The sequence below is a fragment of the Pelagibius sp. genome (assembly GCF_965227505.1).
Taxonomy (GTDB): Bacteria; Pseudomonadota; Alphaproteobacteria; order Kiloniellales; family Kiloniellaceae; genus Pelagibius.
In genome coordinates this window covers 3,228,932-3,242,893 of sequence record NZ_OZ245757.1, presented here as the reverse complement: position 1 = coordinate 3,242,893, position 13,962 = coordinate 3,228,932, and the positions used below count along the sequence as shown (strand labels likewise).

General features: G+C 68.0%; 13 protein-coding genes and 1 tRNA gene. 6 read left to right on the top strand and 8 right to left on the bottom strand.

Annotated elements, in window-relative coordinates; translation table 11 throughout:
* Positions 1 to 15 precede the first annotated feature (15 nt).
* The 6 genes from ACO06P_RS15450 to ACO06P_RS15425 all read right to left on the bottom strand — a co-directional run bounded on the left by ACO06P_RS15450 (position 16) and on the right by ACO06P_RS15425 (position 5,650).
* A complete protein-coding gene (locus tag ACO06P_RS15450; RefSeq protein WP_420346127.1) occupies positions 16 to 408 on the bottom strand; it encodes a copper resistance CopC family protein in 393 nt (130 codons plus the stop codon).
* Positions 409 to 562: 154 nt separating this feature from the next.
* On the bottom strand, positions 563 to 1,993 hold the full coding sequence (locus ACO06P_RS15445; protein ID WP_420346126.1) for a PepSY-associated TM helix domain-containing protein: 1,431 nt from the start codon (positions 1,991 to 1,993) through the stop codon (positions 563 to 565).
* 62 nt (positions 1,994 to 2,055) lie between these two features.
* Positions 2,056 to 2,463 (bottom strand): hypothetical protein, encoded by a 408-nt coding sequence (locus tag ACO06P_RS15440; protein WP_420346125.1) that lies wholly within the window; start codon positions 2,461 to 2,463, stop codon positions 2,056 to 2,058.
* 278 nt (positions 2,464 to 2,741) lie between these two features.
* Complete coding sequence (locus tag ACO06P_RS15435) at positions 2,742 to 3,809, bottom strand: tartrate dehydrogenase (protein ID WP_420346124.1); 1,068 nt, start codon at positions 3,807 to 3,809, stop codon at positions 2,742 to 2,744.
* The gene (locus tag ACO06P_RS15430; RefSeq protein ID WP_420346123.1) at positions 3,809 to 4,687 is read right to left on the bottom strand and encodes an alpha/beta fold hydrolase; all 879 of its coding nucleotides are present in this window, start codon (positions 4,685 to 4,687) and stop codon (positions 3,809 to 3,811) included. The genes ACO06P_RS15435 and ACO06P_RS15430 overlap by 1 nt, the downstream gene beginning before the upstream one ends.
* 78 nt (positions 4,688 to 4,765) lie before the next feature.
* Positions 4,766 to 5,650 carry a LysR substrate-binding domain-containing protein gene (locus ACO06P_RS15425; RefSeq protein WP_420346122.1) on the bottom strand — a complete coding sequence of 295 codons (885 nt, stop codon included), beginning with the start codon at positions 5,648 to 5,650 and terminating at the stop codon, positions 4,766 to 4,768.
* A 145-nt stretch (positions 5,651 to 5,795) separates the two neighbouring features.
* Between ACO06P_RS15425 and ACO06P_RS15420 the strand changes: the two genes are divergently transcribed.
* From ACO06P_RS15420 to ACO06P_RS15410, 3 genes are read left to right on the top strand one after another with little or no spacing between them, the layout of a single operon-like run.
* Positions 5,796 to 6,761 carry a tripartite tricarboxylate transporter substrate binding protein gene (locus ACO06P_RS15420; protein ID WP_420346121.1) on the top strand — a complete coding sequence of 322 codons (966 nt, stop codon included), beginning with the start codon at positions 5,796 to 5,798 and terminating at the stop codon, positions 6,759 to 6,761.
* 41 nt (positions 6,762 to 6,802) lie between these two features.
* Complete coding sequence (locus ACO06P_RS15415; RefSeq protein ID WP_420346120.1) at positions 6,803 to 8,311, top strand: tripartite tricarboxylate transporter permease; 1,509 nt, start codon at positions 6,803 to 6,805, stop codon at positions 8,309 to 8,311.
* Positions 8,304 to 8,813, top strand: coding sequence for a tripartite tricarboxylate transporter TctB family protein (locus ACO06P_RS15410; RefSeq protein WP_420346119.1), 510 nt, complete (start codon positions 8,304 to 8,306; stop codon positions 8,811 to 8,813). Before ACO06P_RS15415 ends, ACO06P_RS15410 begins: the two co-directional genes overlap by 8 nt.
* Positions 8,814 to 8,870: 57 nt before the next feature.
* Here the strand turns inward: ACO06P_RS15410 and ACO06P_RS15405 are convergent.
* A tRNA-Ala gene (locus tag ACO06P_RS15405) sits at positions 8,871 to 8,946 on the bottom strand.
* A gap of 192 nt (positions 8,947 to 9,138) precedes the next feature.
* Entirely contained in the window at positions 9,139 to 9,510 is a 372-nt protein-coding gene (locus ACO06P_RS15400; RefSeq protein ID WP_420346118.1) for a TIGR02300 family protein, read from the bottom strand.
* 238 nt (positions 9,511 to 9,748) lie between these two features.
* Here ACO06P_RS15400 and aroA point away from each other — a divergent pair, with 238 nt between their 5' ends.
* The 3 genes from aroA to rpsA all read left to right on the top strand — a co-directional run bounded on the left by aroA (position 9,749) and on the right by rpsA (position 13,798).
* On the top strand, positions 9,749 to 11,095 hold the full coding sequence (gene aroA, locus ACO06P_RS15395) for a 3-phosphoshikimate 1-carboxyvinyltransferase (RefSeq protein ID WP_420346117.1): 1,347 nt from the start codon (positions 9,749 to 9,751) through the stop codon (positions 11,093 to 11,095).
* 98 nt (positions 11,096 to 11,193) lie between these two features.
* Entirely contained in the window at positions 11,194 to 11,841 is a 648-nt protein-coding gene (gene cmk, locus ACO06P_RS15390) for a (d)CMP kinase (protein WP_420346116.1), read from the top strand.
* Positions 11,842 to 12,064: 223 nt separating this feature from the next.
* Positions 12,065 to 13,798 (top strand): 30S ribosomal protein S1, encoded by a 1,734-nt coding sequence (gene rpsA, locus ACO06P_RS15385; protein ID WP_420346115.1) that lies wholly within the window; start codon positions 12,065 to 12,067, stop codon positions 13,796 to 13,798.
* Positions 13,799 to 13,962: the final 164 nt, after the last annotated feature.

Sequence of the window (13,962 nt, the reverse complement as noted above, 5' to 3'; positions counted from 1 at the left end):
GCTTGACGGCGACCGTTACGGCGGCGGAGCGATGGTGAAGCTGAACGCGCCGCTCACCGGGTGACCGTCGGCGGAGAGCACGCGCCACTCCACGCGATACTGTCCGGCCTCCAGCGGCGGCAGGGGAACACGGCGTTCCCGTACAGGATCGAGACTGCGCCTGCCAGGCAGTTCGACTTCGTCACCTGCCGCGTTGTAGAGGCGCAGGGAGGTCAGCCGTACCGCTTCTTCAAAGGTCAGCGTCAGTTCCCGGGGCGCTTCGGCCAACGCGCTGCCGTCCGCCGGCGAGACCATGGGGCCCTTGGCGTGGGCGACGGCGTCGCTCCCAGGCAGGCAAAGCGCGACAGCCAGAAGGAACAGGCCTGCGGCACGGGCAGGCGTTCTAGTCCAGGAACGGATGGTCGGCATGACGGGCGCAGCTCCTCAGCAGTGTCCTGGTCCGGGCCGGACGTTCAGCTTATCAGCCTTCTCGCGACGGAAAGGTCAAGGATCAGGGAGGCCGGACCTCCGGGCGGGCCGTTCCGACCGGCCCGGAGGTGCCCAGCCCCCTACATTGCTGATCCTACTGCAGAGCCCGCTTCAGCGGCGGGATCCGCGAAAGAACCAGCAGGTCCAGCGCCAGAACCGTCAGCAGCGTGAGCCCGACCAGCGGGAACGCCAGGGAGAGCAGGAGCATCAGGAAGACAGCCCCCTTCCACAGCGGCAGATTGGCCGGCAGCGGCGGTGCGGCGAGGCGGGCGATCCCGCTCGGGCGACGCTTCCACCACATCACCACGCCGCTGATGCAGAGGAAGACAACCGCGAGGCAGAACAGCGCGTTCAGCGCCGTGTTCCACAGGCCCATGTCGCCCTGGTGCAACGCGATGCCCACCGCCATGGCCTTGGCGGCAAGGGCGTAGTCGTCGTAGCCCACCTCGGCCAGCACTTTGCCGGTGTATTGATCGACGTGGACGGTGCGGTCGCCGGTCGGGGTTTCGGTATCGCCGTCCATGGAATCGGCTGAGATCGTGTAGACGCCTTCGGCGCCATCCGGCAGGTTGATGCGGAACTGCTTTTCGAAGCCGATCGTCCGCGCCAAGGCCTCCACGCTGGTGAGGTTGACCGCGGTTCCCTCCGGCACGCCGGCAGCACCAGCTTGTGAGCCGGAGCTGGGCATCGGCGTCTGCTCCAGGCCCCAGGGCACCTCCTTCAAGGCACCGTGGTTCATGCTGGCATGGGTCTGGTCCGACAGCGGGACGTTGTCCCACTTCTCCGCTGGAAAGGTGCTCCAGGCCTGGACGAACTGGCCGCCCCAGATGCCGGCCCAGGCAAGGCCGGAGATCAGGAAGAACACCAGCAGCAGGGAGAGATAGAACCCGATGCTGACATGCAGCTCCTTCCACAGCGCCCGGCCTCTCGCGCTGAGCCGGGGAAGGAGCGCCCGCGCAAGGCCGGTCCCGTCGCGCGGCCACCAGAGATACAGGCCCGTGACCACCATGACGATGGCAAGGCCGGCGGCGACTTCGATCAGGCGGTCGCCCAGGTCGCCGATCAGCAGCGTGCCGTGGATGTCGCTTGCGAAGTAGTACCAGGTCGAATCCTTGTCGACCGATGACAGCACTTCGTTGGTGTAGGGATCGACGGCGACGATCATGCTGAGATCGTCCACCTTCACCCGGACCAGGGCGGTGCGGTCGGCGGCCGGCGGCGGCATGTATTGGCTGACCGTTCCGCCGGGATGGGCATCAAGCGCGGCCCGGGCCTGGGCGACGGCGGTGGTCATCTGCGCCTGCGGCACGACATAGAGCCGCTCGCCGAAGCGCGTTTCCACCGAATTGAAATAGACCATGATGAGGCCGGTCACGGCCAGCATCAGCAGGAAAGGAATGACGAAAAGCCCGGCGTAGAAATGCCAGCGCCAGGCGGCGAGGTAGAACTTGCGCGAAAACGCGGAGGTCGAATCGCGGGGCTCTGCAGAGGCTGCAGGCTCCGCCGAGACGGAAGAGGTGTCCATAAGACGATTCCCTTTGCGGCGGCCGGGGCCGCCGAAGCTGAGTGGTGCGGTTGAAGCGAAGGTCAGCTTTGGGAAGAGGGCGGCGCACGCGGGGCCAGGGAATGATGCAGCCAGTCCGGCCCCGCCGCCAGATCCGCCGGCAGAGCGGGAAGGGGTTTGCCCATCGCCAGGGGCGCGAAGGCGTAGGCATCGCCCAGGAGGGGCAGGGACAGCGTGAAGGTGCAGGCGCCGGGGCAGGTCCGGAAGGTATCGCCGTCAGCCGGTGCCGGCTCCTCCGACGGCTGCTCCCCATCGTTCTTCCCGGCACTGTCCCCGAAGCCGGCCGCAGCAGGATCGAGGCTGCGCAGGTCGATGATTCCGTTGGGTGTGCACAGCAGAAAGAAGTCGTCGCTGCCGCCGGGAGCGCCCGGCATCGCCTGGGCCGGCATGCAGGGCAGCAGCAGCCGCACGACCAGAACGAAGGCGATCACCGCCGCGGCCCACTGCCGCGGCGTCGCTGTGCGGCTACGCCCGCTCGCTCCCTGCCTGCCTGTTACCGGCGCGATCGCCATAGAGATTTGGAGCCCGCGCTTACACAGCGAGCCTCCCTGGCTTGTCCCGTCTTCGGGTCCCCTGTTCGATCCGGCAGTCTAGGCGCGGTGTTGGGCGGCCTCACCGGGACAATGTGTCGCGCCCCTGGTAGTGGGCATTGGGGGTGGGCATCGGGGGTGTCGCGCCCCGCAGAGACCGTCCCCAAGACTCCGCCCTGCTAACGGATGGCGCGCAGCACCGCTTCGCCGCAGGCCTTGGTGTCGGCGCTGCCGCCGAGATCGCGGGTGCGTGTCGCCGGGTCGGCCAGGGCCGCTTCCATGGCACGCTCCAGCGCCGCCGCCGCTGCGCTTTCACCCAGGTGGTCCAGCATCATGGCCGCAGTCCAGACGGCGGCGATAGGGTTGGCGATGCCCTGGCCGGCGATGTCCGGCGCCGAGCCGTGCACCGGCTCGAAGAGCGACGGGAACTCCCGCGTCGGATTCATGTTGGCCGCCGGCGCAATGCCGATGGAGCCGGCCACGGCCGGGCCGAGGTCGGAGAGAATGTCGCCGAAGAGGTTGGAGGCGACCACCACGTCGAACCAGTCCGGGTGCTGCACGAAGTGCGCCGTCAGGATGTCGATGTGGTACTGCGCGGTTTCGATATCCGGAAAGCGCGCCGCCGCCGCGGCGAAGCGCTCGTCCCAGTAGGGCATGGTGTGGACGATGCCGTTGGACTTGGTCGCCGAGGTGACGTGCCTGCGCTTGCGCTTGCGCGCCAGTTCGAAGGCGTAGTCGAGAATGCGGTCGACGCCGCGGCGCGTGAAGATGGAAAGCTGGGAGGCCATCTCGTGGTCGGAGCCGTGGTAAAGGCGCCCGCCGACCTCGGAGTACTCGCCTTCCACGTTCTCGCGCACGACGATGAAGTCGATGTCCTCCGGCCCGCGGCCGGCCAACGGCGAGGTGATGCCCTGGAGCAGCCGCACCGGGCGCACGTTGGCATAGAGATCAAGTTCGCGGCGCAGCGGGATCAGCAGGCCCCAGAGGGAGACGTGGTCCGGCACGCCCGGCCAGCCGACAGCGCCCAGGTAGATCGCATCGAACCCCTTGACCTCTTCGATGCCGTCCTCCGGCATCATGCGCCCGGTTTCGGCATAGCGCTGGCAGGACCAGTCGAAGCTCTGCCATTCGATGGCGAAACCATGCACGTCGGCCACCGCCTCGGCGGCACGCTGGCCGACCGGGATTACCTCCTGGCCGATGCCGTCGCCGGGAATGACGGCGATGCGGTAAGTCTTTCCTGTCATCAATCCTGTCCTTTGAAAAACGCGAGGAAGGCGTCCAGCACGGCGTCCGGGCATTCCTCGGCAAGATAGTGGCCACCGGGCAGAGGGCCGCCGCGCACATCCTCGGCACGCCGGCGCCAGAGGTCCAGCACGTCGAAACAGCGGTCGACGGCGCCGCCGGCTGACCACAGCGCCAACAGCGGGCAGGCGACCTTGCGACCGCCGTCCTCGTCGTCGTGGCGGATGTCGATCCCGGCGGAGGCGCGGTAGTCCTCGCAGGTCGCGTGGATGGTGGCGGGGTCGCGAAAGGCAGCCAGATAGTCCGCCAGCGCCGCGGCGCTGAACGGGCTCATGCCGGCCGCCCCGGCGCCGCAGCGCCAGCGCCAGAAGCCCTCCGGGTCGGCGGCCATCATCTGCTCCGGCAGGGGCGCCTTCTGGATCATGAAGAACCAGTGCCAGTAGGCGCGGGCGAAGGCCTCGGTCGTGCCGCGGTACATCTCGCGCGTCGGCGCGATGTCCAGCACCGCCAGACGCTCCACCCGCTGCGGCCAGTCCAGCGCCAGGCGGTGGGCGACCCGGGCGCCGCGGTCGTGGGCGCCGATCAGGAAGCGTTCGTGGCCGAGCTGGTCCATCACCGCGACCATGTCGGCTGCCATGGCGCGCTTGGAGTAAGGCGCATGCTCGGCATCGCTCGGCGGCTTGGACGAGCGGCCATAGCCGCGCAGATCGGTGGCGACGACGGTGAAATCCTGGGCCAGCCGCGGCGCCACCTTGTGCCACATGGCATGGGTCTGGGGATTGCCGTGCAGCAGCAGCAGGGGCGGCCCCGCACCGCCGGCAACGCCATGGATCGTCGCGCCGTCGCCGGGCAGGTCGAAACGTGTGAAGCCGTCGAACATGGCTTTTTGGGTAGCGAAGCGGCGGCGGCAAGTCCAATCGCCGCCATTGATCGCCTCAGGCTATTAATCGGTCTTTTGTCAGACCGTTTGGGGCGCCGGGAGATAGTCGAGGAAGCTGAGGGCGCTCTGCATCACCTCGCGCTCCCGCCAGACGACGTAAACCTCCACCAGCGGACCGCCGCCCTCCAGCGGACGGTAGACCACGTCGTCGCGGCGGAACTGGGTCACCCATTCCGGCACCAGGGAAACGCCGAGTCCGGCTGCGACCATGGCGATGATGACATGGCGCTCGTTGGCTTCCTGCAGAATGCGCGGTTCGTAGCCGCGGCTGCGGAAGTAGTCGTGCACCACGTCGAAGAGGATCGGCCGGTGGGAGCGGGCCGGGATGACCAGCGGTTCCTTGGCGATCTCCTGGGCCGGCACGGCCTCCCGCGCGGCCAGGGGGTGATCGGCCGGCAGCGCGGCGACGATGGGTTCGGTCAGCACCTGGCGCGCGGCCAGATGGCTGTCCTTGGGCCAGACCCGGACAAAGGCTATGTCCAGGTGACGATTGGATAAAGCATGCAGGGCCGGGGCCGAGAGCATCTCGTTCACCTTGATCTCGACCTCGGGGTGGTCGCGGCGGAAGCGGCGCACCACCTGCGGCAGCAGCCCGGCGGTTGCGGAGTCGACGCCGCCGACCTTGAGCAGTTCGGCCCCCTCGCCCGCGACGGTGCGCGCCGCCACCGCGGCGGCCTCCGCCTGCGCCAGGGTGGCCCGCGCCTCCGGCAGGAAGCTCTCGCCCGCCCGGGTCAGGCTGACCCGGCGGGTGGTGCGCAGGAACAGGCGCACGCCCAACTCGTCCTCCAGCCCGCGGACCTGGGCGGAGAGGGCCGGCTGGGCCATGTGCAGCCGCTCGGCGGCGCGGCCGAAATGCAGTTCGTCTGCGACCGCCAGGAATATGCGCAGTTGCTTAAGTTCCATTGGGGCATCGATTGGACGAGAGACCGGATCAGCTTGAATTCTTCATGGGGATTGTTCAATAAATTCTTCTCAATCCCGGAGCGACCGCCGCATAGCATCGCCCAACCGTAAAAGAGCAACAATCTACCAATCAGGGAGGATTTCCATGCGCATTCTTGCTGCCGCAGCCGCACCGGCCGCTGCGCTTGTCTTGGGAGCCGCGCTGCTGGCGCCCGCCGCCATCGCCGCGGACTACCCCAGCAAGCCCGTGACCTACATCGTCCCCTACAATCCGGGCGGCGAATCCGACGTCACCGCACGCTTCCAGGAGCCCTACTTCAAGGAAGTGACCGGTGAGGACGTGGTGATCCAGTACAAGCCCGGCGCCGGTGGCGCCACCGCCTGGGCCCAGCTGAACGGCTTCGAGGCCGACGGCTACACCATCATGAACGTGAACTTCCCCCACGCCATCCTGCAGCCGGCCATGAAGGACGTCGGTTACCAGACCGAGGATGTGAGGCCGGCCTTCGTCTTCCACTACACCCCCGATGCGATCCTGGTGCGCGCCGACAGCCCCTATCAGACGCTGCAGGACCTGATCGACGACGCCAAGGCCAACCCGGGCGCCACCACCTTCTCCGGCTCCGGCACCAATTCGGCCAACCACCTGGCCACCGTGCGCTTCGACCAGATGGCGGGCACCAAGTCCACCTACATCCCCTTCAAGGGCTCCGCCCCCTCCATCGCCGCGTTGCTGGGCGGCCAGGTGAAGGCGGCCATGAGCTACACCACCCAGGGCATCAAGGCCGGGGATCAGGTGCGGGTGCTGGCCATCGCGACGGAAGAACGTGTCGCCGCCTATCCCGACGTGCCGACCTTCAAGGAACTGGGCTTTGACTACGTGGCCGGCGCCTACCGCGGCGTCACCCTGCCGCAGGACGCCCCGGCGGAGGTGCGCGCCCGGCTCTCGGCCATCATCGGCGAAATCAACGCCAAGCCGGAGTTCAGGCAGAAGATGGAGGAGAACGGCTACGTCGTGACCGACATTCCGCACGATCAGGTCGATCAGTTCATCGCCGACCGCCGGGCCGAATACGCCTCGGCCATCGAGGCGCTGAAAGCGGCCAACTGACGCGCAGGCCGAAAGTCCTGACCTAAGTCCGGCGCGCGCCGATGCTCGAAGCCCTGGTTGCGGCTGTCTCGCCGCTGAACCTGGCCCTCGCCCTCTGCGGGGTGATGGCGGGAACGATCATCGGCGCGCTGCCCGGCCTCTCGGCGACCATGGCAGTCGCCGTGCTGGTCCCCTTTACCTTCACCATGGACCCGGCCTCCGGCCTCATCGCCCTCGGGGCGGTCTACACCGGCGCCATCTACGGCGGCGCCTACGCGGCGATCCTGGTGAACACGCCGGGCACCCCGGCGGCCATCGCCACCGCCATGGACGGCTTTCCCCTGGCCAAGAGCGGCCATGGCGATCTGGCGGTGACCCTGTCCTGCCTGGCCTCCGTCGTCGGCGGCCTGGTAGGCGCCCTGGCGCTGTTGTTCCTCGCACCGCCGCTGTCGCAGATCGCGCTCGCCTTCGGGCCGGTGGAGTATTTCTGGCTGGCGATCTTCGGCCTCTCGCTGATCGCCACGCTCTCGGCGGGCAACACCCTGATGGGGCTGATCGGCGGCTGTATCGGTCTGCTGCTGTCCACCGTCGGCTCGGCAGTGGTGGGCGGCGACGTGCGCTACACCTTCGGCCAGACCCAGTTGCTGGGCGGCATCCCCATCATCCCGGCGATGATCGGCCTCTACTGCATCCCCGTGCTGATCGATTTGGTGATCCGCCCGGAAGCCCACCTCGAACGGCGCAGCGAAAGCATGGCGGGCTTTCGCCTGCTGGAGGCGCTGGGCACCGTCTGGCGCTCCAAGTTCAACCTCGTCCGCTCGGCGGTGATCGGCACCGCAGTGGGCATCCTGCCGGCCGCCGGCGGGTCGGTGGCCGGGCTGGTGTCCTATGCGGAGGCCAAGCGCAGCTCACCGGAGTCCGAGCGCTTCGGCAAGGGCGCCAAGGACGGGGTCATCGCTTCGGAGGCCGCCAACTCCGCCACCGTCGGCGGCGGCTTCATCCCGACCCTGGTGCTGGGCATCCCCGGCACGCCGCCCGATGCCATCATCCTGGGCGCGCTGCTGGTGCAGGGCATCCGCACCGGCCCGCAGCTCTTCACCCAGCAGGGCGACATCGTCTACACCTTCGTGCTCGGCCTGATCATCGCCACCCTGCTGATGCTGCCCACCGGGCTGGTGGTCGGGCGCTATGCCTTCCGCCTCATCATCTCGGTGCCCAAGACCGCCCTGGCACCCGCCATCGCGCTGCTCACGGTGATCGGGTCCTACGCCATCGAGTCCAACGTCGTGCACGTCCTCATGATGGTGTCCCTGGGCCTTGCCGGCTGGCTGCTGGCCCGCATCGGCCTGGCCGCCTCGCCCATCGTCCTCGGCCTCATCCTCGGGCCCATCGCCGAGGCCGGCTTCGTGCAGGCCTGGCTGATCGGCGGCGCCCAGGGCAACATTCCGGCGATGTTCTTCGGGCGCCCGATCTCCCTGGCGATCATCGCGCTGATCCTCCTGACCCTGGTCTGGCCCCTGATCGCCAAGGCACGGCGCCGCCGTCTGGCAAAGGCGGTCAGCGATGGATAAGGGCGACTCGCGCATCGCCGACCTGCTGGCGGCCGCGCTCGCGCTCGGGCTCGGCGTCTTCGCGCTGTCGCGCACCGGGGAAATGTCGGAACTCGGCGCCGTCTTTCCGCGCACGGCGGCCATCCTGCTGATCCTGGCGGCGCTCGGTCTCGCCCTGCGCAGCCTGCTGCGCCGGCGCAGCACGGCGCCCGAAGCAGCAGAGCCGGCACCATCGCAATCAGCTAGCGAAGGCCCGGCGGTCTCCACCGAGGTTCTGGAGGCGCCGCGGGTCGACCGCCCGCGTCTGGCGGGAATAGCCCTGACCCTGCTGGCCTGGGCGCTGCTGCTGAAGCCCCTGGGCTTCCTGGTGACCGCCGCCGTTGGCCTCGTCGCCGTCGGCCTTGTCACCTACCGGGAGCGCATGAGCCTCACCGCCGCCCTGCTGCACGTGCTGGCCGGCGCGGTGCTGGTCGGCGGCTTCTACAGCCTCTTCGTCTGGGTGCTGAAGATCGCCGTGCCCTGAGCTGCGACGGCCGCTCAGAAAGGCAAAACCCCCGGGCCGGCCGGGGGTTTTGGAAACTGGTGGAGCCGGACGGAATCGAACCGACGACCTCTACAATGCCATTGTAGCGCTCTCCCAACTGAGCTACGGCCCCTTAGGGAAGACAGGCGATCGCTGCGGGACAGGCGCCCCGGACCGACTGTGCGCGGGAAATTAGGTATCCCACCGCCGCAAGGCAAGGAAAATCTCGCCGGGGAGACCCGCCACCAGCGCTTCCGGTTTCGGGCCCGTTTCGCCCCCGCGGCCCAGGGTCCGGGCCAGGTTGCCGGGCCAGGTTGCCGGGCCTTCAGGTGTCGTCTTTGTCTTCCTTGACCACGACTTCGGCCACATCGTCGTCGTCGCCCAGGTCGGAGGTATCCTCGATGAAATCCTCCTCCTCGTCGTCGCCGGCCTCCTTCAGCATGGCGTCGGCCTCGGCATCCTCGAGGTCGATGTCGTCATCGCCGGTCGCCTCCTCTTCCGTCTTAGGGGCGGCCTTCTTCGCCTTCGGTGCAGGCTCGGGCTTCGGCGCCGGGCGCGTACGGCGCGATTTCAGCAGAGCTTCGGGGTCGAACTCCACCCCGCATGACGGGCAGATGATCGGTGATTTCCGCAGGTCGTAGAACTTGGCTCCACAACTCTGACAGATGCGCTTGGTCCCCCACTTCGGATTAGCCACCAGCGCGTCCTCCAAGGATCTTCGAATTGTCTGGTCCCGGGTTTGGCAATTGCCATGATCGTGCATCGCTGTCAAAAGGTAATTCGGTGATGCGCCGAACGGCAGGTCTTGGCGTTTCGGCGGCAGCGCAGTCCCCGCCAGACCTGCCGCTCGGCGCAGGACAGAGAAAGACGTTCAGGTGCGACCCCAGAGCATGCAAGCCCAAGGTGCAAAAGGCGACAACGCGACGACGCGTCCCATGACGGCGCATCCCATGACGGCGCGGCCGACGGATGCCCTGACCGGCACCGTGCGGCTGCCGGGGGACAAGTCGATCTCGCACCGCGCGCTGATGCTGGGGGCGCTCGCCTGCGGCGAGACCACGGTGGACGGGTTGCTGGAAGGCGAGGACGTGCTCTGCACCGCCGCCGCGATGCGCGCGCTCGGCGCGGAGATCGAGCGCGACGAGGCCGGGCGCTGGCATGTCTGGGGGCGCGGCATCGGCGGCCTGAGCGAACCGGCGGATGTCATCGACATGGGCAACTCCGGCACCGGCGCGCGGCTTCTGCTGGGCATCCTGGCCAGCCATCCGCTGACCGCGGTGCTCACCGGCGATGCTTCTCTGCGCAGCCGGCCGATGGCGCGGGTGACCGATCCGCTGTCGGCCTGCGGTGCCCGCTTCATCGCGCGGGAGGGCGGGCGGCTGCCGGTCACCGTGATGGGCAGCCGCGATCCCCTGCCGCTCGACTATGAACTGCCGGTTCCCTCGGCGCAGGTGAAGTCGGCGGTGCTGCTGGCAGGGCTGAACGCCCCCGGCGAGACCCGGGTGGTGGAACGGGAGGCGACGCGCGACCACAGCGAGCGCATGCTGGCCTACTTCGGCGCGAGCCTGCGCCTGAACGAGATCGCGCTGGAGGACGGCACAGCGCGCGAGATCGTGCTGACCGGCCAGCCGGAGTTGACCGGACGCCCCGTGGAGGTGCCGGCCGATCCTTCCTCCGCCGCCTTTCCGCTGGTGGCCGCCCTGCTGCTGCCGGGATCGGAAGTACGCCTGCCCGGGGTCGGCATGAACCCGCAGCGCAACGGACTGGTAACCACCCTGCAGGAGATGGGCGGCGACATCGTCATCGAGAACGCCCGGGAGGTGGGCGGCGAGCCGGTCGCCGACCTGCTGGTGCGCGGCTCTGCCCTGCACGGCGTGACGGTGCCCGCCGAACGTGCGCCCTCCATGATCGACGAGTACCCGGTGCTGGCCATGGCGGCTGCGGCGGCGGAGGGACGCACGGTGATGGAAGGACTGGCCGAACTGCGGGTGAAGGAAAGCGACCGCCTGGCCGCCGTTGCCCGCGGCCTCGCCCTCTGCGGCCTTGCGGTCGAGGAAGGCCCCGACAGCCTCGTGGTCGACGGCGTGAGGGGCCGCCCGCCCGGCGGCAACAACCAGCCGATCGAAACCGAACTGGACCACCGCATCGCCATGAGCTTCCTGGTGCTGGGCATGGCCAGCGAGCGGCCGGTGCAGATCGACGACGCCACGCCCATCGCCACCTCCTTTCCGGACTTCACCGCCCTGATGCAGGGCCTGGGCGCGCAACTGGGCGATGTGTGAACCGGGTCCACGAGAACGCCGCGCAGGCCGCCCCGGCCGCGCGACACCGCAGGCTATGATCCCCGTCCTATGATTATCGCCGCCATGAAGCTCGCCTCATGATCATCGCTGTCGACGGGCCGGTGGCCGCCGGCAAGGGCACCCTGGCCCGGCGGCTGGCCGCCGCGCTCGACTTCGCCTACCTGGACACCGGCTCCATCTACCGGGCCGTGGCCGCCAGGGTTCTGGCCGCCGGCGGCGATCCGCAGAACCACGACGAGGCGGTCGAGGCCGCCCGAAGCCTTGGTCCCGCCGACCTGGAGCGCAGCGACCTGCGCAGCGAGGCGGTCGGCCAGGCGGCCTCCAAGGTCGCCGCCAACCAGGCGGTGCGCGAGGCCCTGCTGGCCTTCCAGCACCGTTTCGCGGCGCAGCCGCCGGAGGGCAAAGGCGGCGCGGTGCTGGACGGCCGCGACATCGGCACGGTGGTCTGCCCTGACGCTGATATGAAATTCTTCCTAACAGCGTCGATGGAGGCCCGCGCCCGGCGGCGCCATAAAGAGTTGCTAGAACGCGGGGAGAAGAGTATATACGCCCGCGTTTTGCAGGACTTGCGCGAACGGGATGCGCGCGACAGCGGGCGGGCGACCGCCCCGTTAAAGGCCGCGGCAGATGCCTTGCGGCTCGATACCAGCGAGATGGATGCCGACCAGGCCTTCGCAGCCGCGATGGCCGAGATCGAAAGGCGTCTGAAGCTGCCCGGCCTCTAGCGACAGGGCCCGGTTCACAGCGCGGACGCGGACAGGTCGGGGCCGGCCATGCGGATCGCTGTTTTGGGGATGGATCCGACAGTAAGCAGAGGATCACGCGGAAGACCCAGCCGCGTCCCGCGGAGTTTTGCAAAACTAGAGTGGTGCCCGGGATGGTCCCGGGAAGACCGGCGGGTGCAACCGCCCGGCCTGGATAGTGCAGAGACGAGAAAGGACGAACCGAATGGCTGAAGCAGCCAGCGAGAATGCCCCGGCGGCGGGTGAGAGTTTTGCCGCCCTCCTTGATGAATCCCTTGGCACTGACGACTCCCTTGAAGGCAAGGTTCTGCGCGGAACGATCGTGTCGATCGAAGGCGACAGCGCCATTGTGGACGTCGGCCTGAAGTCGGAGGGCCGCGTCGCGCTGAAGGAATTCGCCGAAGCCGGCCAGGTGCCGGAGATGAAGGTCGGCGACGAGGTGGAGGTCTACCTCGAGCGCATGGAGAACAAGAACGGCGAGGCCATGCTGAGCCGTGAAAAGGCCAAGCGCGAGGAAGCCTGGACCCAGCTGGCCAAGGCCTTCGACAGCAACGAGCGCGTCACCGGAACCATCTTCGGCCGCGTGAAAGGCGGGTTTACCGTCGATCTTTCCGGCGCCGTGGCCTTCCTGCCCGGCAGCCAGGTCGATATCCGCCCGGTGCGCGACGTCAGCCCTCTGATGGGCACGCCCCAGCCCTTCCAGATCCTCAAGATGGACCGCTCGCGCGGCAACATCGTCGTGTCCCGCCGCGCCGTCCTGGAGGAAACCCGCGCCGAGCAGCGCTCCGAACTGGTCGCCAACCTGAAGGAAGGTCAGGTGCTGCAGGGCGTAGTGAAGAACATCACCGACTACGGCGCCTTCGTCGATCTCGGCGGTGTCGACGGCCTGCTGCACGTCACCGACATCTCCTGGAAGCGCATCAACCACCCGACCGAGGTGCTGTCCATCGGCCAGCAGGTGAACGTCCAGGTGATCCGCTTCAATTCCGAAACCCAGCGCATCAGCCTGGGCATGAAGCAGCTTGAGGCCGATCCCTGGGAAGGCGTCGGCGCCAAGTACCCGGTGGGCACCAAGTTCATGGGCCGGGTCACCAACATCACCGACTACGGCGCCTTCGTGGAGCTGGAAGCCGGTATCGAGGGCCTGGTTCACGTCTCCGAGATGAGCTGGACCAAGAAGAACGTCCATCCGGGCAAGATCGTCTCCACCTCTCAGGAGGTCGAGGTCATGATCCTCGACGTCGACGAGCAGAAGCGGCGGATCAGCCTGGGCCTGAAGCAGTGCGGCTCCAACCCCTGGGAGGCTTTCCTGGAAAGCCACTCCGCGGGGACCGAGCTGGAAGGCGAGATCAAGAACATCACCGAGTTCGGGCTCTTCGTCGGCCTGCCGGGCGAGATCGACGGCATGGTCCATCTCTCCGACCTCGACTGGAACCTCTCCGGCGAAGAAGCGGTCAAGCAGTACAGCAAGGGCGACAGCGTCAAGGTGAAGGTGCTGGACGTCGACGTGGAGAAAGAGCGTGTCAGCCTGGGCATCAAGCAGCTTGGCGACGACCCCTTCGCCGGTTCCACCGAGAACCTGAAGAAGGGCGACGTGGTCACCTGCACGGTGCATCAGGTTGTCGACAACGGCATCGAGGTTCAGGTCGGCGACGGCGCCATCGGCTTCATCCGCAAGGCCGAACTGTCGCGCGACCGCAGCGAACAGCAGCCGAGCCGCTTTGCCATCGGCGAGAAGGTCGACGCAAGGATCACCGCCATCGATCCCAAGACCCGCAAGATCGCGCTGTCGATCAAGCAGCGCGAGATCGCGGAGGAAAAAGAGGCGGTGGCCGAATACGGCTCCACCGAGTCCGGGGCAAGCCTCGGCGACATCCTCGGCGCCGCCATCTCGGAGGCCCGCGCCAAGGCCGAAGGCGAAGAGAAAAAGGAAGGCTGAGCCGGCAACGGCCCCTCCTTTCCGGAAAGACCATTCTGCGGCCCGCCGATCCCCGGCGGGCCGCATTTTCTTTGGGCGGCCGTGGCCTTTCCGCCGCGGAATCTTGGAGCGAAGCAAAAAAACGTTTGTTCTGAAAGACTTACCTTGACGGCGCGCGCGTCCTC

What these genes read in the sequence shown, in the direction of transcription:
- ACO06P_RS15450 (WP_420346127.1), bottom strand. Translation starts at nt 408, where the DNA reads ATGCCGACCATCCGTTCCTGGACTAGAACGCCTGCCCGTGCCGCAGGC.
- ACO06P_RS15445 (WP_420346126.1), bottom strand. Translation starts at nt 1,993, where the DNA reads ATGGACACCTCTTCCGTCTCGGCGGAGCCTGCAGCCTCTGCAGAGCCC.
- ACO06P_RS15435 (WP_420346124.1), bottom strand. Translation starts at nt 3,809, where the DNA reads ATGACAGGAAAGACTTACCGCATCGCCGTCATTCCCGGCGACGGCATC.
- ACO06P_RS15430 (WP_420346123.1), bottom strand. Translation starts at nt 4,687, where the DNA reads ATGTTCGACGGCTTCACACGTTTCGACCTGCCCGGCGACGGCGCGACG.
- ACO06P_RS15425 (WP_420346122.1), bottom strand. Translation starts at nt 5,650, where the DNA reads ATGGAACTTAAGCAACTGCGCATATTCCTGGCGGTCGCAGACGAACTG.
- ACO06P_RS15420 (WP_420346121.1), top strand. Translation starts at nt 5,796, where the DNA reads ATGCGCATTCTTGCTGCCGCAGCCGCACCGGCCGCTGCGCTTGTCTTG.
- ACO06P_RS15415 (WP_420346120.1), top strand. Translation starts at nt 6,803, where the DNA reads ATGCTCGAAGCCCTGGTTGCGGCTGTCTCGCCGCTGAACCTGGCCCTC.
- ACO06P_RS15410 (WP_420346119.1), top strand. Translation starts at nt 8,304, where the DNA reads ATGGATAAGGGCGACTCGCGCATCGCCGACCTGCTGGCGGCCGCGCTC.
- aroA (WP_420346117.1), top strand. Translation starts at nt 9,749, where the DNA reads ATGACGGCGCATCCCATGACGGCGCGGCCGACGGATGCCCTGACCGGC.
- cmk (WP_420346116.1), top strand. Translation starts at nt 11,194, where the DNA reads ATGATCATCGCTGTCGACGGGCCGGTGGCCGCCGGCAAGGGCACCCTG.
- rpsA (WP_420346115.1), top strand. Translation starts at nt 12,065, where the DNA reads ATGGCTGAAGCAGCCAGCGAGAATGCCCCGGCGGCGGGTGAGAGTTTT.